Origin of the sequence: Rhodovulum bhavnagarense (assembly GCF_004343505.1) — a bacterium.
Lineage (GTDB): Bacteria > Pseudomonadota > Alphaproteobacteria > Rhodobacterales > Rhodobacteraceae > Rhodovulum > Rhodovulum bhavnagarense.
Genome location: NZ_SLXU01000012.1, coordinates 51,745 through 69,950 on the forward strand (window position 1 = coordinate 51,745; position 18,206 = coordinate 69,950).

Annotated in this window: 17 protein-coding genes; 4 read left to right on the forward strand and 13 right to left on the reverse strand. The window is 63.7% G+C overall.

The window, feature by feature from the left end; all coding sequences use genetic code 11:
• The first annotated feature begins 23 nt into the window (after positions 1 to 23).
• A complete protein-coding gene (locus EV663_RS11620; protein ID WP_279432543.1) occupies positions 24 to 1,490 on the forward strand; it encodes a DNA phosphorothioation-associated putative methyltransferase in 1,467 nt (488 codons plus the stop codon).
• Positions 1,491 to 1,584: 94 nt separating this feature from the next.
• Here EV663_RS11620 and EV663_RS11625 read toward each other — a convergent pair whose 3' ends face one another.
• The 4 genes from EV663_RS11625 to EV663_RS11635 all read right to left on the reverse strand — a co-directional run bounded on the left by EV663_RS11625 (position 1,585) and on the right by EV663_RS11635 (position 4,532).
• Positions 1,585 to 2,685, reverse strand: coding sequence for a Fic family protein (locus EV663_RS11625; RefSeq protein WP_132952029.1), 1,101 nt, complete (start codon positions 2,683 to 2,685; stop codon positions 1,585 to 1,587).
• A 138-nt stretch (positions 2,686 to 2,823) separates the two neighbouring features.
• Positions 2,824 to 2,994: a hypothetical protein gene (locus EV663_RS15645; protein ID WP_165910185.1), complete on the reverse strand. Its 171-nt coding sequence runs from the start codon at positions 2,992 to 2,994 to the stop codon at positions 2,824 to 2,826.
• Positions 2,995 to 3,139: 145 nt separating this feature from the next.
• The gene (locus EV663_RS15870; protein ID WP_243697950.1) at positions 3,140 to 3,508 is read right to left on the reverse strand and encodes a hypothetical protein; all 369 of its coding nucleotides are present in this window, start codon (positions 3,506 to 3,508) and stop codon (positions 3,140 to 3,142) included.
• Between the two features lie 304 nt (positions 3,509 to 3,812).
• Positions 3,813 to 4,532: a ParA family protein gene (locus EV663_RS11635; protein WP_132952033.1), complete on the reverse strand. Its 720-nt coding sequence runs from the start codon at positions 4,530 to 4,532 to the stop codon at positions 3,813 to 3,815.
• Between the two features lie 561 nt (positions 4,533 to 5,093).
• Here EV663_RS11635 and EV663_RS11640 point away from each other — a divergent pair.
• The 3 genes from EV663_RS11640 to EV663_RS11650 all read left to right on the forward strand — a co-directional run bounded on the left by EV663_RS11640 (position 5,094) and on the right by EV663_RS11650 (position 10,009).
• Entirely contained in the window at positions 5,094 to 5,696 is a 603-nt protein-coding gene (locus EV663_RS11640) for a helix-turn-helix domain-containing protein (RefSeq protein WP_132952035.1), read from the forward strand.
• Between the two features lie 85 nt (positions 5,697 to 5,781).
• On the forward strand, positions 5,782 to 8,034 hold the full coding sequence (locus EV663_RS11645; protein ID WP_243697951.1) for a relaxase/mobilization nuclease domain-containing protein: 2,253 nt from the start codon (positions 5,782 to 5,784) through the stop codon (positions 8,032 to 8,034).
• A complete protein-coding gene (locus EV663_RS11650; protein WP_132952038.1) occupies positions 8,027 to 10,009 on the forward strand; it encodes a type IV secretory system conjugative DNA transfer family protein in 1,983 nt (660 codons plus the stop codon). The genes EV663_RS11645 and EV663_RS11650 overlap by 8 nt, the downstream gene beginning before the upstream one ends.
• A 46-nt stretch (positions 10,010 to 10,055) precedes the next feature.
• Here the strand turns inward: EV663_RS11650 and EV663_RS11655 are convergent, their stop codons facing one another.
• The 9 genes from EV663_RS11655 to EV663_RS11695 are packed head-to-tail and all read right to left on the reverse strand — an operon-like array spanning position 10,056 to position 18,203.
• Complete coding sequence (locus EV663_RS11655; protein ID WP_132952040.1) at positions 10,056 to 10,991, reverse strand: hypothetical protein; 936 nt, start codon at positions 10,989 to 10,991, stop codon at positions 10,056 to 10,058.
• A gap of 47 nt (positions 10,992 to 11,038) precedes the next feature.
• Positions 11,039 to 12,064, reverse strand: a complete 1,026-nt coding sequence (locus tag EV663_RS11660) for a TrbL/VirB6 family protein (RefSeq protein ID WP_132952042.1) — start codon at positions 12,062 to 12,064, stop codon at positions 11,039 to 11,041.
• On the reverse strand, positions 12,064 to 12,483 hold the full coding sequence (locus EV663_RS11665) for a hypothetical protein (RefSeq protein ID WP_132952044.1): 420 nt from the start codon (positions 12,481 to 12,483) through the stop codon (positions 12,064 to 12,066). Before EV663_RS11665 ends, EV663_RS11660 begins: the two co-directional genes overlap by 1 nt.
• 17 nt (positions 12,484 to 12,500) lie before the next feature.
• Positions 12,501 to 13,535, reverse strand: coding sequence for an ATPase, T2SS/T4P/T4SS family (locus tag EV663_RS11670; RefSeq protein ID WP_132952045.1), 1,035 nt, complete (start codon positions 13,533 to 13,535; stop codon positions 12,501 to 12,503).
• A gap of 1 nt (position 13,536) precedes the next feature.
• Positions 13,537 to 14,862 (reverse strand): TraB/TrbI/VirB10 family type IV secretion system protein, encoded by a 1,326-nt coding sequence (locus EV663_RS11675; protein ID WP_132952047.1) that lies wholly within the window; start codon positions 14,860 to 14,862, stop codon positions 13,537 to 13,539.
• Positions 14,859 to 15,572, reverse strand: coding sequence for a TrbG/VirB9 family P-type conjugative transfer protein (locus tag EV663_RS11680; protein WP_243697952.1), 714 nt, complete (start codon positions 15,570 to 15,572; stop codon positions 14,859 to 14,861). Before EV663_RS11680 ends, EV663_RS11675 begins: the two co-directional genes overlap by 4 nt.
• On the reverse strand, positions 15,569 to 16,216 hold the full coding sequence (locus EV663_RS11685; RefSeq protein ID WP_132952081.1) for a VirB8 family type IV secretion system protein: 648 nt from the start codon (positions 16,214 to 16,216) through the stop codon (positions 15,569 to 15,571). The genes EV663_RS11680 and EV663_RS11685 overlap by 4 nt, the downstream gene beginning before the upstream one ends.
• Before the next feature lie 26 nt (positions 16,217 to 16,242).
• A complete protein-coding gene (locus tag EV663_RS11690; protein ID WP_132952049.1) occupies positions 16,243 to 17,040 on the reverse strand; it encodes a type IV secretion system protein in 798 nt (265 codons plus the stop codon).
• On the reverse strand, positions 17,037 to 18,203 hold the full coding sequence (locus EV663_RS11695) for a lytic transglycosylase domain-containing protein (RefSeq protein ID WP_132952051.1): 1,167 nt from the start codon (positions 18,201 to 18,203) through the stop codon (positions 17,037 to 17,039). The genes EV663_RS11690 and EV663_RS11695 overlap by 4 nt, the downstream gene beginning before the upstream one ends.
• Positions 18,204 to 18,206: the final 3 nt, after the last annotated feature.

An 18,206-nucleotide genomic window follows, 5' to 3' on the forward strand; every position in this document is an offset into this window, starting at 1 on the left:
CGGATAGCCCATTTGGTGGCGTGATGCCACCCGTCGCCAGACACAGGACAGCGATTGGACGGAACAGCCTGTCCGCTCCGATGGCCGCGCTCAACGCTGCGGGGCTTCTAGAGGACGGAATCAGCGTTCTCGACTACGGCTGCGGCCGCGGCGACGACGTGCGCGCGCTCAGGGCCGCCGGGATTGATGCAGTCGGCTGGGATCCTCACTTCGCGCCAGATCGAAGTGTGCTCGCGCCGCGGGATATCGTTAACCTCGGCTTCGTCCTCAATGTGGTTGAAGACCCAGCCGAACGGTGCGACGTACTGCGCAAAGCATTCGATCTTGCCGAGCGTTGCTTGGCCGTTGCAGTCATGTTGGTCGGCAAGGGCGATGTTTCAGGCCACCGGCCGCATGGCGATGGCTTCCTTTCCTCTCGTGGCACCTTCCAGCGCTACTACACTCAGGTGGAACTGCGGAGCCTTCTGCTCGAAACGCTGGATATGACGCCCATAGCAGCTGGTCCGGGCATCTTCTTTGTGTTCCGTGATGAAGAGCTCGAACAACGCGTTCTATCGCGCCGACAGATGGGAGTGGGGGGGTGTCGACCGATCCTGTCGGTGCCCCGCCAGCCGTCGAACCTAGCGTCAGGGCCGTCCTGTCGCCAAGAAGTACTCGCTTCGGTAAGGAACGATCTCATAGACCTTTTGCTGACGATGGGCCGCGTCCCTCATGCAGATGAAATACCCCCAGATCTGCAAATGCGCTTAGCGGACGGGCGCTTGTCGATAAAAGCGGCGATAGCCGATGCGCTATCGGCCATCCCGATAGACGAAATGGCTACCGCCACTGCTGATCGCGCCGACAAAGTCGGTCGCTTCTTTGCCCTCGGCGCCTTCTCCGGTCGTGCCCCGTACCGTCGGCTATCGCCTGATTTGCAACGCGATATCCGTGCGTTCTTCGGCTCGCTATCCGCGGCAGAGGGGGTCGGCCGACGCATGCTCTTTGACGCCGGCGATATGGCTGCCCTTGCGGAGGAGGCGCACGCCCATGCAATTGCCGGCGTTGGGCACCTGTCAGGCGACAAATACCAGGTCCACGCCCGCGACCTGCCAAAGCTGACACCGCGACTGCGCACATACATCGGCATCGCACAAACACTTGCGGGCACTCTGGACGGCACCACGATATATCGCGTCCACCTCGCGTCTCGGAAGCTGACAGCACTCCTTTACCCGGACTTCGCCACCAGCGCTCTGCCAAGGCTTTCGGAGCGCACAAAGGTTGACTTGCGTACGGGTGAAGTGTCCATTTTTAATCACCAGTCTGACGGACGAGTTACCGTTCTAATGGAAAAGTCGGTATACATGATTGAGGAAGATGAGAGGTACGTTGATCAGGTAAAGTTCGAGCTAGAACTTCGGCATCTATTTCGAGATTCAATCTCAAATATACCATTCAATGAGGTGGCCCACGCAATTATTAAGGCCGGTTTGAAACTACCGTATTGAAAATCGGTATAATATCATTTGCAGGGCTTCAGGCCTTGAGGTGATTGATTTAATGAAGCCTTCCGAATTTAAGCCCTTCAAAACTCATATTGATTCAGATCGTCAGCCAATACCGCGTATGCCGCCGCTCTCCGGTCCGGTTCAGCGCCCCCATTTCCACCAGATCCTGCAGGTCCCGGGTTGTGGTCGCACGCGATGTGCCGGTGATGGCGATGTAGTTTTCGGCGCTGAGGCCGCCTTTGAATCCGTCCGGCCCCTCGCGGAACATGCGCTCGATCACCTTGGCTTGTCGCTCGTTCAGCCGATCACGGAATTGGTCGTAGAATTTCGCCTTGGCGATGAAGAAGCCGACACGGTCAAGTGTCGTCTGTTGGGCCTTCAGAATGATCTCGGCGAACCAGAGCAGCCAGCCGGTGACGTCCAGTGTCTTCTGGTGGATCTCGAGCTGGTCGCAGTAGGCTTTTCGGTCCCGTTCGATCGTGTAGGCTAGCGCGATCAGGCTCGGATGGCCGATGTTCTGGGCAAGGGACTTTTCTGCCAAGGCGCGGCCGAGGCGACCATTGCCGTCCTCGAAGGGATGGATGCTTTCGAACCAGAGGTGCCCAAGCGCCGCGCGGGTCAGAGCCGGCAGGGGCGTTGGACCGTCTGGCGCCGTTCGGTTGAACCAGTCGACGAACACGTCCATCTCCCTTTGGACCTGCGCGGAGGGCGGCGCTTCGAAATGCACCGTCGGTCGGTCGATGCGACCAGAGACGATCTGCATCGCATCGGAATGCCGCCGATAGGCCCCGATGGTCTCGAGGCCGCGGTCATGGGACAGCAGCATCCCGTGCCAGCGGCTGAGGGTCTCGTGGGTTAGAGGCGCGGCGTGGGTCGAGTAGACGTCCACCATCATCTCCGCGACGCCCTGTTCGCGCGGCCTTGACGGTGCGCCGTCGGCGGTCAAGCCGAACTGACGGCGCAGGGAGGATTGCACGCTGGCCCTGTCCAGCACCTCGCCTTCGATGGCGCTCGTCCGCATCGCCTCTTCGCTCAGCAGCTCGATGCGCAGGCGGTCGCGCTCGTCGTCGGTCACATGGCGGACGGCGCCAAGGATCTCGCCGGATGACAGCAGGAACCGCCGTTCGAGAGGTTCGACGGCAATGCTGTCATAGCGGAAATTCGGCCAGTCAGGTTGCGTCCAGTTCCAGCGCATGAGCTATAGGTTCCTTTCCTATAACTCAAAATAGCGCCAAATTCTGATTTATGGAAGCGCGATCTATGCATCATGCCAGATGCTTGAACCGGCGGACACACCCGCAGGATCCCTCAAAGGGCTAGGCCTTTGCGCCTGTCAGGCGGCCTCGACCATCGGCTCGTAGCGCACGTCGGGCATGGCATCGTTGAGCCAGGCAGGTTGCAAGTCGCCATTGTTCCATTGGTACAGGTAGCCCACCAGTGTGTCGGTCTTCTTGCAGAGGATGCGCATGATCGGTTCGGCCGTAAGCCGCGGTAAAATGGTCACGATGTGCTCCTCTCAAACTGACCTCAGGACTTGTTAACAACGAGGCCGCAATATCGTTTTGAACGTCTTAGGGATGGGTTTCTGCAACTGCAAGATGAAGTCGGCGGCCTCGGCAAGAACCCACCGACAAAAGGACAAGTTGTCTTTATAGACAGGTTTCTGGCGTATCCTTTTCTGCATTCTGCGCTGCAGCGCGAACGGCGATCTCGTCCAGGAGTATGTCGATCTCTGCCCAGACGCGCGGCTCGATTTGACCGCGGACCAGGGCCCACTTGCTTAGCACATCAAGGGGGTCATGCGCGCGCAGGAGGGCATTCAGCGCCGGGGCATCGACTGCCAGCGAGGTGCGCGCGCGCCATTCGGTGATCCGCGTGCGCTGCTCTTCAGACGGTGGGACGAACTCGGAGCCGAGCTCCCAGTTCTTGACCGCGCGGCGCAGGGCGGCGCGGATGACATGGGCAGGATCGACGCCGCAATCGATCAAGGCCTCCTCCTGCCGTTCCAGTGCATTCACCCGGATGTCTATCTTACGCGTCTCCGGACCGCGTCGCGTTCGGGTTGGTGATGACATGATCGCAGGCGCCGTCCTCGCGCCCGTCTCCTGGCTGAGCTGAGACGCGGACGTAGGCGCTTTGCTTGGACGCTCGGCGACGTCATCTCGCATTGGCGCTGGTTCCACACTCGCAGGTTCTGGCATCACCTCCGCGAGCCGCACCTCTTCCCTTCCCGGGTCTTCTCCCACCTCTGGCCGCAGGGATGCGGCATAAGCCGGGTCGGGCCGCGTGATTGTCGGGATCTTCTTCCTCACCGCCCCATCCTCACGCCGCGAGGATGTTGTTGAGGATGTCAGTCGCCTCTTCGAGCGCCTCGACCACATGGCGCACATGGGGGCGCATGAGGGGGTTCGGATCGGCCTGCTTCTGCAGCGCCACAGCGTGCAGGAGGCCCTTTTCGTCCATCTCCTTGTAGACATTCCTACGCATCATCACGGTCTCGACCACCGGGAACCGCGCGATTGCCGCCTTGATGAGGGCGGCATCGGCGCGCGTGGTTTTTGGGTCGACCATGTTCAGAACGACGTGGTGCTGCGGTAGGCTTTCGGGGTCATCGACGCGGGCGCGGAGCTTTTCGAACCACTCGGCGGTCTGCGCGCCGACATCGAGATCCGAGGTCGAGAGCATCACCGGTGTCACGATGTGATCGGCCAGAACAGCGATCCCGTCCGACCACTCGGCCCCGACGCCGGCTGTATCGATGAAGATGAAATCCGCCGATTCAGCCGCATAGACCTGCTCGATCCGGCGATCCACGGCCCCCACGCTCTCGACGGTCGCCGAACGCAGGAGCGGCGATCCCAGCCCCGCGGCTTCAGCCCGCTTGTGCCAGGCGCCAAGCACGCCGGTGCTGTCGGTATCGATCAGAAGAACGCGACGGCCAGCGGCAACGGCAGCGCTGATCAGGGCGCGCGAGAGCGTGGTCTTGCCACTCCCCCCTTTCCGGGCCATCGCGGCGATCACCACGAGATTGTCGTTCGGCATAGGGGCGGACCTCTCGCAAGAATGGTGAAACGCGACAAAGATGGTTCTGCGTCGCTAACCTCCGTGTGCGACGGCGTCAAGCAGAAGACGGGATGCGGGCGGCGGTAGGCGGAACTCGGGGCGCATGGTGCGTCGCGCAGGGGGCGGACGACACGCTGCACGCGACACCTGGCGTCCTCCCGTCTGCTCGATGCGGTCCCCAGATGACGCGCGACAGGCGACATGGGCCATAGCGCGCGACGCAGGGAACTCGATGCATGTCGCATGGGACGTGATGCATTCCGCACCATGCGCGATGCGGGGAGCACGGGCCATCTGACACCTGCCAGAAGCCGTGCTGTAAAGCGCGCAAAACGCAGTCCAAAGGACGCGATGCGTGGTGCAGGCAACGCGGGACGCGTTGCATTGAGCGCCTTGCGCGCTGCATTTGCCAAAGGACATCAAATCGGCCCTCGAGTCCGATTTTCTACATTGAGTACAAGCCCTTGCTGCCTTCTCCGCTTGTGCTGGGAGAAGGAGGGCTTGTACGAAGGTGGCAAGAAATAGGAACGTATACTTCACATGGGCAGCAGTCGCAGACTGACCGATCAGGAGCGCCGTCAGATCGTCCGGGAACGGGCGAAAGGCGTCTCGGTCAGTGCGATCAGTGCGACGCTGAAGGTCTCACCCAAGACGATCTACAACGTGCTGAGCCGGGGTCGTTCCGCCGTCTCCGCCAACGACAGCCGCACCCGTGTGCTGACCATGCGGGTCACCGACCGCGACCTTCGCGGCTTCGACGCAGCTCTCGCGCGGCGTGGGATCGCGCATCGGTCAGACGCGATGCGCTGCCTGATGCTGGCCGCGGACGATCTTCTGCGCCCGGACGACGGCATGACAGATGAACTGAAAGGGATGAGCGCGGCGCTGAACCGGGTCGGCAACAACGTGAACCAGGTTGCGCGCCGCCTGAACGAGGCAAAGCTCAAGGGCGAGCGGCTGCCCTATACGCCCGCCAGCCATGCCGAGATCCGCGATCTCGCCGTGCTCGTCTTCGACATGGCCGACCAGATCCAGGAGATGTTCCGCGCGCGCCGCCGTGAACTGGACCTCGAAGTCTCCAGGGCCCTCGCCGGTCTGGCGCGGCAGGAAGCGGAGCAGGTGGCCGAACATGGCGCGAAGTGAGGCGCGCGGCGTCAGCCCCGCCCTCTTCGATCGCGATTGGAGCCGGGTCTCTGGCAGCTGGCAGGGGCTCGCCAGGAATGCCCAGATGGTCCGGGCTGCGCGCGGCTACTCGCCTGCCATCTTCAAGCCGATCTCCAAGGGTGGGTGCCATACCGGCGCGCAGCTGAAGGCCCAGCTGACCTACCTCACCACCAAGTCGAGCCATATCCTCGACAGCCGCGGCACACATGATGGGAAGAAGGCCCTGACAGAGGCCGAGATCGACCGGGTCGTGCGGCGCTTCGAGAACCAATGGGGCGAGCGGCACAGTCCGAAACTCGGCCACACCTCGCATCTTCTGATGGCCTTTCCCGTCGGCACCAGCGGCGAGGAGGTCCGCGCGATCACGGAATCCGTCTGTGAGAAGTTCTTTCAAGGCGAGGGGTCGCAATTCGACTATATTGCTGCAATACACCAAGATCGCGCGCATCCACATGCGCATATCGTTCTGAACCGCCGCAGCAAGGATGGCGAAATGTTCTTTCTCGGGAAGGATCACCACTTCAACTACGACGCCTTTCGGGCGGCGATGGTTGACGCGGCGCAGGTCCACGGGATCCGGCTCGAGGCGACACGGCGTCTTGACCGAGGCGTCACGACCTACCGCGCCGAGATCGACGAGGTCTACAAGGCCCGTGACGAGAGCCGGCCGCCGGTCGAGCGCCAGCGCACAGGCGCTGATCTCGCCGCAGCCCTGCAGACGGTGGCGCGCAACGCGCTGACCCACCGGGGTCTGGCGGTCGAGGCGTCCCGGTCGAACTTCGATGACGTGGCCGAGGCCCTCGAGCGGGCCAGCACCATCCTTGCCAGTGGCGGCCAGGTCCAATCTGACGGAGCCATCTACATGTCCCAAGACGAAACAGCGTTCGACACGCTGATCACCGAGTTTTCCCAGAACATCCGTCAGATCGAAGCCGCGATCGATCGGGCACCCGCATCCGAGCGGCCGGAGATCGAGCGCAAACTCACCGATGTGCTGGCCTCCGTCGCGCATCTCAATCCGCTCGGGGACCGCTCGGCCGCGCTCCTCGACGCGCCATCCCGGGACGGGGTCTATACGCGGGCCAATATGCGCGAAGACCAGATGGGGCGCCTCGACGACGATGCGGTGAAGGCACGCCTCAGCGAGGCCCTGCAGGGCACGGGCATCGATCCCGAAGCCGTGGCCGCCCGCATGCGCGAGGGTGCAGGCAATGCCGCGCTCGAACGGCAATGGCTGGCGCAGGATCTGCGCGCCATCGCCAAAACGGGCGATCTCGATCTGGACAAGGGCGATGACCGCGAGGAAGCGCTGGACCGGCTGGAAGCCGTCCATGTCCGCTTGGGCGACACGCTGACCGATGCGCGCATCTTGCGGGCCGTCGAGGAGGTGGATGACACCAAGGATGATCCGGTTGCCTTGGCAGAGCGTGTGACGCTGCCGGAGCGCGAGCGCGCGGCGGGCGAGCCCGACATTTTCGCCCCGTCGGAGCGCCGGGATTTCCAGGAGCTCGTCGCTCAGTTCCGCCGGACGGACTTCGACCATCCCTTCTCGGACGACCCAAGTGTGCGCCGGGCCGGTGCTGTCGAGGTGGAAGAAGCCCGCGCCGCCTTCAACGCCTTCGCGCAGCGATCGCCCGATCATGCCGAGCTGGCCTCGATGGCCTGGGACAAGATCACCGACAGTCGCAAACCGCAGGAATTCGCCGTCGATGAAAAGGACCGCAGGCTCCACGCGGGCGATATGGACCTGGCCCTGCGCCATCCTTCGGATGATCTTGGGCCCATCACGGAAGACGCGCGCACCCTCGCCCGCTACCGCGCGGAAATGCCGGATGACGAGTTCGGGGCAGCCGTGCAGAACGAGATCAACCAGCTGCGCGCCATGGGCGCCTCACGCGCCTATATCAGCGAGCGGAGCTTCGACATCGAGGACAAGGCCCGGCAGGACTATGCCGAACGGCGCTTCATGGCCGAGACTGCCCCGGATGTGCTGACCTTCCTGCAGCGGGCCGAAGCCGATGACGTGAAGCCGCTCACCGAGACCGATGGGCAGCGCCTCGCCGCCCAGATCGACCGTAACCTCACACCGAACGCGGTGATCGCCCTACGTGCGGGCCATGCAGATGCACTGGAAAGGTTCACCGAGCACCCGCTGCGGCAGTTGGAGCTTGCGAAGGCCTATCTGGAAAGCAGCGAGGTGACGGCTCACGGCCCTGCCATGGAGCGGGTGCTGGATGCCCTCGCCGAGGAACAGATCGAGGCGCAGCGCGCGCGTCACGCGGCGACCCATGGCGAAAAGGGGATCACCCATGGATAAGGGCAAGATCGCGGGCGGCATCCTGAGCCTGACGCTGGTCGGCCTCGCCATCGGCTATGTCGTGGCCACGGGGTATCTCATCCTGCGATATGGGCTGTCGACCGAGCGCATCGATTTCACCTTGCTTGCACGGGAATACCGCGCCTTGGGGTCCAGCGCCCCGCGCGACTTTGTCTGGGTAAACCTGATCCTTGCTGTGTTTGGTCTGGCGGCGTTTCTGCTCAGCATCACGCTTCTGGGCGAGGCGCTGACCCGCTTCGGCACGACGCATTGGCAGACCCGGGGCGAGATGAAGCGCAATGGCTTCTTCGCCAAGCCGGGCGGCGGCTTCCTTCTCGGCAAGCTCGGCGCTCCGAAATCGAAGCGCCCCTTCCTTGTCTCGAAGACCTTCCCGCACGCACTGATCGTGGCGCCCACGGGTCGGGGCAAGGGCGTGGGCTTCGTGATCCCGAACTTGCTCACTTACAAGGGCTCGGCCGTGGTGCTCGACGTGAAGGGGGAGAACTTCCGCGAGACCTCGCGATTTCGCGCCAGCATGGGCGACAAGGTCTTCCGCTTCGCGCCGACCGACTGGGATCGGCCGACCCACCGCTACAATCCGCTGGCGCGTATCGCAGCTATGACCAACCCTGACCGGCAGCAGATGGAGTTGAAGCTGACCGCCAAGCTCTTCCTGCAGACCGACAACGAAAAGCTGAGTGGGCTCCTGGCCGGGGGCATCGATCTCTTCGTCGCGGCCGGCCTTCTGGCTTTCGAGCGCGGGGTGCCGACCATTGGCGAGATCTACCGGATCACCGCCTCGGGCGGCGACAAGCAGAAGGAATACCTCAAGCGCGCCCAGGAGGTAGAGAACAGCTCCGCCAAGCTGATCTTCGAGCGCATGGCCTCGACCAACAATGACACGCTGACCTCCTACCTGTCGCTCCTGATGACCTCGGGTCTCGACACCTGGGACAACCGCGCGATTGACGCTGCCACCGCGACCTCGGACTTCTCCTTCCGAGACATTCGGCGCCGCCCCCACGCGATCTATCTCGTTGTCGAGTCCGAGATGATCCGACCGCTTGCCCCGCTGATCCGGCTCTTCTTCTCGGACCTGATCGCCTCGCTGCAGGCGCAGGAGCCTGGGGACGACGAACCTTGGCCGGTCATGATCATGCTCGACGAATTCGACCGGCTCGGGAAGATGCCGATCGTCGCCGAGAGTATCAAGACGCTCCGCTCCTTCGGCGGCAACCTTGCCATAGTGACCCAGACCATCCCCGCGCTGGACGAGATCTATGGCGAAAACACCCGCCGGTCGCTGCAGGGCGGCGCAGGCGTGAAGCTCTACCTCACCCCGTCCGAGCAGAAGACAATCGAGGAGCTGAGCCAGGCTGTCGGCAAGACCACCAAGCGTGTGGTGACCCGGTCCCGCGCGGTCGGGCGCAACCCCTTCGAGGGGCGCAGCGTCTCTGAGCGGACCGAGGACACGCCGCTCCTGACCGAGGACCAGGCCCGCCGGATGGACCTCGACGAGGTGATCCTCGTGATCGATGCACAGATGCCGATCCGGGCGCGCCGGATCAAGTATTTCGAGGACCCGGCGTTGAAGGTCCTGCATGCCGGTCAGGCGGGGAGTTTCCCGTACCCTGATGAAGACGGACTGCGGCGCGATCGGCAGATGACCGAGACGCGCGAGACGGTGGAGAAGTTGAAGCAGGAATTGCAGGCGGTGCGGGCGGCTGCAGGGGCTCAGGGGCCTGGGGCAAATGCACTGCCCCAAGCGGCTCAAGCTCCCTCGCAAGAGCTGCTCGATCCCAAGCCTGCGCCGCCGAGCCGGGCGCGAGGGAGGGCTGCACGGGCCGCTGCGGGTCGCGCGGGATCAGATCAGCTGTCCTTCGATCTTGCAGGGCTCGGTCTTCGGGCTTCTGACAGTGTCGAACTGGCAGCAGCGGTTCAGACGACACGAGGGATCATCGCGGAGCATGCTTGACGGGCCCAGAGTTGATGACGGATCCGTGCGCCGCGCACCGGGTCCGTCAGTGCAGCATGTCGCGTTCGGATTTCTCGACAGCACATTGCTTCTCGAACGCTGCCTTCATCTTCGCGGGTGTCCCGAATACTTCATTGAGCATGTCTGCAACTGCTGCGTTCATGGCAACGAAATCAGCTTCAGCATCGCCGGTGGCTAGCCCCACATCCATCGTCGTGCCATTGTCCAGAACTAGGCGCACCCTTGCTTGATCATCGCTGCAAAAATCGAATGGAGAATCCAACGAGAGGGGCGTGAATGAAACCTCGAAATACTCGTGACGCTCATCGCCCTCGCCATCCTCATTGGCGAAATCAGCTACGAAATCATGGGTGTTGATAAAGTGGATGGTCCAGCGCCGATCATACGTTATGCCATCTGTTGACAGCATCGCCGCGATAGGATCGCTGAGATCGCGGCGAAGACGAGAGACCAGGAACTCGGTCATCGCCAGCTCGGTCGTCCCGAATGCCGTTTCCGTATTTAAAAGATCGACGAAGTTGATCGCCCAAAGAAAAGCGCATTCTCGCAAGCGGGTTAAAGTGTCCTCCCGGGCCGCCTCTTCGGATGTGACGAGAACCAAGTGTTCGTGCCTCGGTGCGAGATATGCGCAGATGCTGGCGATGGTGTTCGAGATGAAACCATCACTTTCAGGAACGCCATATGCGGCCGCGTCGTTTGCGCTCAAAACACCGATGTATGCTTCAGGCGCTTCCTGGAAAATATCGTGATAAATGCCTGCCATATGCCGACAATAGCTTTGCCAGGCATTGATTTTTTCAAGCGCTGTGAGCTGCATGGTCGTCGGCATATCGGTTTCACCCGTTACCCACTTCGCCACCGTTTCTTCTTGTACCCCCCAGAACCGGGCAGCTTCTCGATTGGTAAAGCCAAACCGCCTGAGTATGACCGAAGCCATGGTGACCTTCTGCTTATTGGTCATGATTTCCCTCTGAATTGATCTCGATTTCGTCCGCCTTCTCGCCGTGGTTACCGCGCCAGCCGTTTTGCCCTCTCAGCCATCCTGACCACCTGCGCGCTTGCTGTCACCGCAGCTCTCCGCATGACCGCGGGCGCTTGCACCGCCCCTCGCCCGATCGCCTCACTTGTCGTCAGCGCACCGATCCGCGCCCTGCCCTCGACACCTGAGGTGTTTACTAAGCCCCGCAGCACCCCCGCAGACCCGCTGACGATTGCCGGTGCCGCGGCGACCATCAGGTTTCCAGAGATCCCCCGCACGATCAGCGGCGTCGCCGCGACGAAGCCCTTGGCCAGGAACACCATCACGAAGAACGGCACCAGCGAGCCGATGTTGGTGGCCGAGTTCGGGTCACCGAGCTGTGCTAGCAGCGAATTCGCCATGCCGACGACGGTCGAGAACATGGCGGCGATGACGATGGGGTAGAAGGCATAGCTGATCGTCGTCGAGACCCACCTGTGGAAGAAATCCTTGGTCGCATCGAAGAGCGACAGCGCGATCATGATCGGTGCGAGGCCGAGCATCAGGGTAAGCATCATCTTGGCGAAGATGAGGACGATGCCAGTCATGAAGCCGAGGAGACTCAGGAGCACGAGGCCGATTCCGCCGAGGATCGCGCCAGTCATCCAGTTCAGGTTGTTACCGATCGCGTTCAGGTACTGGCTGAACTCTGTGATGAGATCATCGAACTCGGCGGCAAAGTACGTGGCCCCTGCCCCGCCGCCGCCAACCGAGGAGATCAGGGCCCCGGCGACATAGTCGAGCCCGCCGATAACGGCATTGGCGACCGCGTTGAAGTTGGCCCAGTTGAAGGCAAAGAGCCCTATCAGCGTCAGCTTGATCAGGTACCAGAAGAAGCTGGCCCCATCCATGCTGCGGAACTGGAAGGCCATGTTGATACAGACGCCGATCAGCGAGAGCGTGACCATCAGCAGGACGATCGTGCCGGTATTGCTCGCCACAGCCCCGAACTGGGACTCGGCGGCATCGGCAAGGAAGCCGTCGGCGGTTCCGACCATCCAGCTGACGACGCTCATTACCAGTTGCCTTGCGCTTCGCAGATATCCTGGACGTCGCGGGCGATCTGGTTCTGTTCGTTGCGAATGGCCAGCCGCGCTTGAGTATGCTCGGCCTGCGTGCTTGTTGCGAACCGTTCCTCGTACTCGGCGGAGGCTGCATCCCATGATGGGAAGCGGACATCACAGCCGCAATCGCCGGTTTCCTTGATCGCCTCCCATGACCGCAGCTCGTAGAGCCGCATCAACGTCAGCGCCTTGTAGGCCTCACGCGGGTGAACCTCGTCCATCCAGGTCGGGCGAGCGGGCCGGTCGTTGCAGATCCGGTATTGCTGGGGCGACATGGTCACGGTGAGATCGTTCGTCACCTGAGGCGCGGTCTGGGCCGCGAGGGGCGCGGCCAGCAGGGTGACAGCGGCGGTGAGGGTGATCTTGCGCATGGGGATTTCCTTTCGGGTCATTCGGCGGCGACCGAGGGGCGCTGAGTGCCCCCGGTTCCGGCAGTGTTCTGATCTGGATGTCTTGCCTGCACCGGCAGGAAGAACTCGGTGATGCCTCGGGCGCCGTCATGACGGCCTGCCTGGATGATCACGTCGATGGAGCCTTCGATGTAGTCGACCATGTCGGCATAGGTCATCGGCACATCGGTCTTGAGCGCGGCTATGGCGATACGGCGGACGGCCAGTTGCGGGGTTTCGGCATGCAGCGTTGTGAGCGAACCGCCATGGCCGGTGTTGATCGCCTCGAGGAAGGTCATGGCCTCGCGACCACGGACCTCCCCCAGCACGATCCGATCAGGCCGCATGCGTAAGGTCGAGGCCAGAAGCACATCGGCGCTGCGGGCCTCGGTGTCCCGGTCGGCGATCAGCGTTACGGCATTCGGCTGTTCAGGGCGCAGTTCCGCCGCCTCCTCAATGGTGATGATCCGTTCTTCAGGCGGGATCAGCGAGAGGATCTTGCGCGCCGCGACCGTCTTGCCGGTCGAGGTGCCGCCTGAGACGATCATGTTGAGCTTGTTCTCGACGCAGAACCGCAGGGATGCATCGATGTCGCCGGAGGCCACCACATCGCGCAGGGCGGCATTCCGTTCGCGGCGCAGGCCTTCGAGGCTGCGCTCCTTGCCATAGAGGAAGCCAAGCTTGATCGTCTCCAGCGGCAGCGACGAGAAGAACCGCAGCGAGATGGAAAACCCGCCCTCGACAGCCGGAGGCTGGATCACCTGTGCCCGGATCGGACGATCGCGATAGAGGATCGAGACCGAGACGATGGGCTTCTTGGTGCTGAGCGTGGTCGAGGCAGCCGAGGCGATCTGGTTACCGAGGTCCTTGATCTCGGTCTGGGTCAGCGGCGTACCGAGGCCGCGCATGAAATGATCACCCTGGAACTCGCCCCAGACCCGTCCGTCGGGGTTGATGCAGATCTCGATCGTGTCGTCGCGCTGCACGGGCGCACCCAGCCGGTCGAGCGAGGCTTCGAGATAGCTTGCCGCCATGTCAGAAAATCTCCAGATCGCGGTCGACCATGACTGTGATCCGGGTGCCCTGATCGACATGGATCACGGGGCGGATCGAGAGATAATCCTGCATCACGCTTTGCGTGCTGTCGCGCAGGTCCGTGCCCACATCGCTCGCGATATCGGCGGCAGCCTCATCCTCGATCTGTCCAGCGGCGGCCGCAGGCAAGGCCCCGATCAGCGAGATCAGCGCGGCCGAGCCAAAGCGCTGTGCGAAGCGCGTATCGACAAATCCCGTTGTGCCGGTGCGACCGAGCTCGTCGCCACCAAAGGCGCTGATCTCGACCGTCTGGTTGTCGGGCAGGATGATGCGGTCCCAAGCCACCATGACCCGCGACTGCGCGAGCGCCACATCGGAGCGATAACGCCCCACAAGACGTGCGCCGCGCGGGATCAGGACGCGCGTGCCGTCGAAGGAATGCACGTCCTCGGAGACAATGGCCCGGATTGCACCAGGCAGCGTGCTGTCGAGCGCCGTCTCGGTGACGGCCTGGATCATCGTGCCTTGCACGACGGTGTTGCCAGGGTTCACGATCACTTCGGCCCGTGTCACCGGGGCGGGTCTGGCGCCTGCGCGGACGAAGGCTTCGTCTTCATTCAGGCGCGCGGCCTCGAGGCTGTTCTCTCGGTCGCTCCCTGCCCCCATCCCAGAAAACGCGATCATGGGCGACGCGATGCGTTCGGCCCGGGCCTCCGCTTCGGCGATGCGGCGGCGCTCAAGTTCGGCGAGCCGCAACTCCTCCTCGTTCGGCCCGAGGTCTGTCGGCGCAGGCGGGGTCAGCCGCGCCACCTCAAGGTCCATGCGCAACTGGTCAAGCTCGCGGTCGCGTTCGGTCAACTGTCGCTCGAGCGCGCGCTGCGCCTCAGACGAGGCCTCTTGCAGCGCCGCGATCTGCGCAGTGAGTTCGGCGATGGCCTGCTCTGCGCCGCTATCCGATGCCTCGACGGGCCGCGCGCGCAGGTCTTCCAGTTCCGCGCGCAGCGTCGCAAGGCTTTCCATCAGCGCCAGTTCCGAAGCGGAGGGGCTGGTTTCGGCCGGTGGCGGCGATACAGGCTCCGTCACTGGAATGGGTGCGAGGTCGCCGAAGCCCGATCCTGTGGTCTGGAATTCTTCCGGGGCGGCGGTCGGCAGGGGCGCCTCGGGCGACGGCTGCAAGGCCGCCCAGGCAAGCCCCCCCACGGCCACAATCCCGGCCACGCCAAGAATCGCCGTTAGCGGGGATGGACGTGTGACCGCCCGCTTCTTGTCGCCCGTCGCTTCAAGGGCCGCGAGGCGCGTGGCCAGGTCTTCAGTGTCCTGGCTCATGACGTGGGCCCACCCATATCCTGAACACAGACCTCGTCTTCCCCGAGGCGCAGGACCCATTGGCGATTGACGCCCGAGACACGGATGACGCCGTCCTCGAGTGCCGTACTGTTCACCGCCCGCTCGCCGCCATTGGCATAGCGGAAGATCGCCGGGACCGGCGCGTTCCGCGCGAAGCGAAAATAGGTGAAGGTGCCGTCATCCCAGATGGCCGTCGGCGTGAACTCCTCACTGGCGCTGACGGCATAGTTCGCGTTTGGCGCATCAGCGGCGACCGCGCGGGTCGGCTGTACGCGGCTCTCGGGATAGCGGAACTGCACGACGTAATGCGGGGTCTCGCGGGCCTCGACGACGTGGAAGTAGTAGGATCGGCGGTTCGTGTAGACCGTGATGTTGGTCGCGACGCCCGAGGCGGCGGGCTTGATCGCGAAGGCGCGTCCGCCCGGCACGCCGTCGAACTGGAAGCCCACCGTGTCGCCCGCGATGATCGAGCGGATGGTCTCGCCCTCGCCGAACTCGACGGTGGTGACCCGAGTCAGGGTGGTGACGACGCGATAGACCTGCCCCTCGGTCCAGGTCGCGATCCGGACGCGGTTGTCATGGGGACCGGGGCGCGGCGTGGTCTCGGCAAGGGCTGCGGGTGCGGAGAGCACGAGGGCACCGGCGACCAGAAGGGTATGAACAGGGGCGAGAACGGGAACAGAGGTCATTCGGAACGGTCCGATCGGATGGCATATTGGGTGACGGTGAAGCCGAAGGGGTTCTGCCAGACATCGTCGATCGAGCGGGTCCGTTCGGGTTGAAATGCGAACATCATTGTTGCGGTGAAGGATCCGTCCTGCGCGCCCTGCGGGCTGGTCAGGCGCTTTCTGAGACGCACCTGCGCGCGGTTGTCGCCGATCAGCGTGATCGAGGCGATCTCGACGGCCATCTCCGCAGCCGAGCCATAGCGCGTCGGCGGATAGCTTTCCTGCCCAGAGGTCCACATGGCGCGCATGCTGGCCTCGGCCGCCCCGGTGGATTGCGCCAGCACGCGGCGCACGCGCAGATCGTTGTCGAGCTGGTTGTAGGCCTCGCGGTCAAGGATGTAGCGATAGATCTGCGCCTCGATAATGGCCGGGCGTTCGGCAAGCGAGACCGTCTCAACCGTGGCGTTCGGAAGGGCCAGACCCGTGGCGGGATCATAGGGCACGACGACCGGTGGGGGCGTCTCGACCATCAGGGCGACGGCTGCGGCCGCAAGGCAGCCGAAGACACCAAAGCCTGCCCCGCCAAGGCCGATCATCCGCCAGAGCTGCTCCCGACGCAGTGCGCCGTGGATCAGTTCCTCCTCGACCAGTTCGCGCGCGCTCATGCCCGCCGTCATGTCGGGACCCTTGGTCATGGCCGCAGGCTCGGCAGGGTGAAGTCCATGTAGCGGCGCTCTTCGGCGACGGTGGCGGCATCCACCACACCCGCGTTGCCGGCGCCGAGGGTCTGGATGGCTTCAAGCTCCCACATGCGGGTCATGGCGATGGCGAGTTCCGCCGTGACGCGGGTGTTGTGGTCCATCGACGCCTTCAGGTCCTCCATGTCGGGGATCATCGCGACGAGTTGTTCGACGCGTTCGAGCGACTGAGCGGCCTCTGCATGGCTGTTCTGGGCGGCCGCGGACATCACGGCGCCCGTCGTGGCGCGGGTCGCGACACCTTCTGCGCCGGGATTGCCGCTGGTGGCGATCTCGCGGAGTGAATCCTCATCGAATCCGGCGCTGGCGAGCGCCTGTTCCATCTGCGTGCGTAGGGGCCCTGCGTTGGGGCCGATCAGGCTTGACCAGTCGCCCGCCTGGATGCCCCGGATCAGACCGGGAATGTCTTCGAAATTGGCCTGCAGGAGGCCGTCGAGATCGCCGCCCATGGCGAGACCGAGAATGCTGCGCGGCCCGGTCAGCGAGGCATACATCTCCTCGAGCTGGTCGAACTGTTGCTGCAGAAGGTCGAGTTGCGCCAGCGCATTGTCCAGAAGATCGGTCTGGATCCCGAAATCCTGCAGCATCTGCTGAAGCTGACGGATTTCCTGGGCGATGTTCTGGGTATCGACCGTGGGCACGCCCTGTGCGGTGACAGGCCCCGCAAGGACGGTGGCCAGCGCGAGCGTCGCGGCGGTGGTGGTAAGGGAACGGGACAAGCGCCGGATCATCGCAAATTCTCCTGGGTGAAATGCATATATTGTCGCTCGGCGGCTTGGGCCGCGGCCATGGCGAGTTGCTCCTCGCTCAGCGGTTGGGTGTGAGCGGCCTTGATCCGGGTGCGGATCGCGACCAGCCGGGCAAGCTCGGCGCGCGCATAGGTATTGAGCGCGATGGCCTCGTGCAGGTCTTCGGTCTCGCCGATGCGGGTGATGATGTCCTGCACCCGCAAGGCAGCTGCGCGGACCGAGACCAACGAGTAGTCGCCGTAGACACCCGCCCCATGGGCCGAGAGGCTGAAGCTCGCGTTCGCCAGAAGCACAGGGTCGATTGTGCCGAGCGCATCGATGCCGCCCACGGCGGCGAGGTAGCTGTTGTACTGCTGCGGGATCACCACGACGTAATGCTGGGTTTCCGCAAAGGGCGGGACGCCGCCGTAGTTCTGAACGTTGCCCGGGCCTGCGTTGTAAGCGGCGAGCGCGTGGATGATGTTGCCATCGAACATGTTCAGCATCTGCGCGAGGTACCGCGCGCCGCCGGTGACCTGCAGCCAGGGGTCGTCATAGTAGGCCGGGTAGATCCCGAGATCGCCCGCCGTGCCGGGCATGATCTGGGTGAGCCCGAAGGCCCCCACGGGAGAGCGCGCGCCGATCTGGAACCGGCTTTCCTGCCAGATCAGCGCCTGCAGAAGGCAGCGCCATTGCACGAGCGAGAGGCCCGCACGGCTCACACCCGGCAAGCTATGGGTATGACGCGCAGCGCGGATGATCAGCTCCTCAACCCCTTCCCGGGCATCGCCGAACATCCGGGCTGCGGCCGGGTTGTTGTCCTCGGGCGCATAGAGGCTGGCCGCAGCACTCTCGACCTCGTCAACCGCACCCTGCCCTGCCTCCAGCCCGGCCACGGTGCCTGCGACATCACCCGAGCCGAGGGACATCGCATCCATCAGCCCTTCGAGCGCGGCGAGTTGCTGGCGCTCGATCTCGGCCAGCTCCTCCTCGCGTGTCAGCCGGTCCTGCTGCAGCGCCAGGTCGCGATCGGTCTGCTCGAGGATTGCCTGCCGCTCTGCGAAAAGGCGTAGATCAAAAGTCGGCACGCCCTGGGCAACCGCTGGCCCGACGCTGGGACCAGCCAGCGCAAGGCCGATCATCGAGAGGGGGAGCCAGGTCCGCATCGG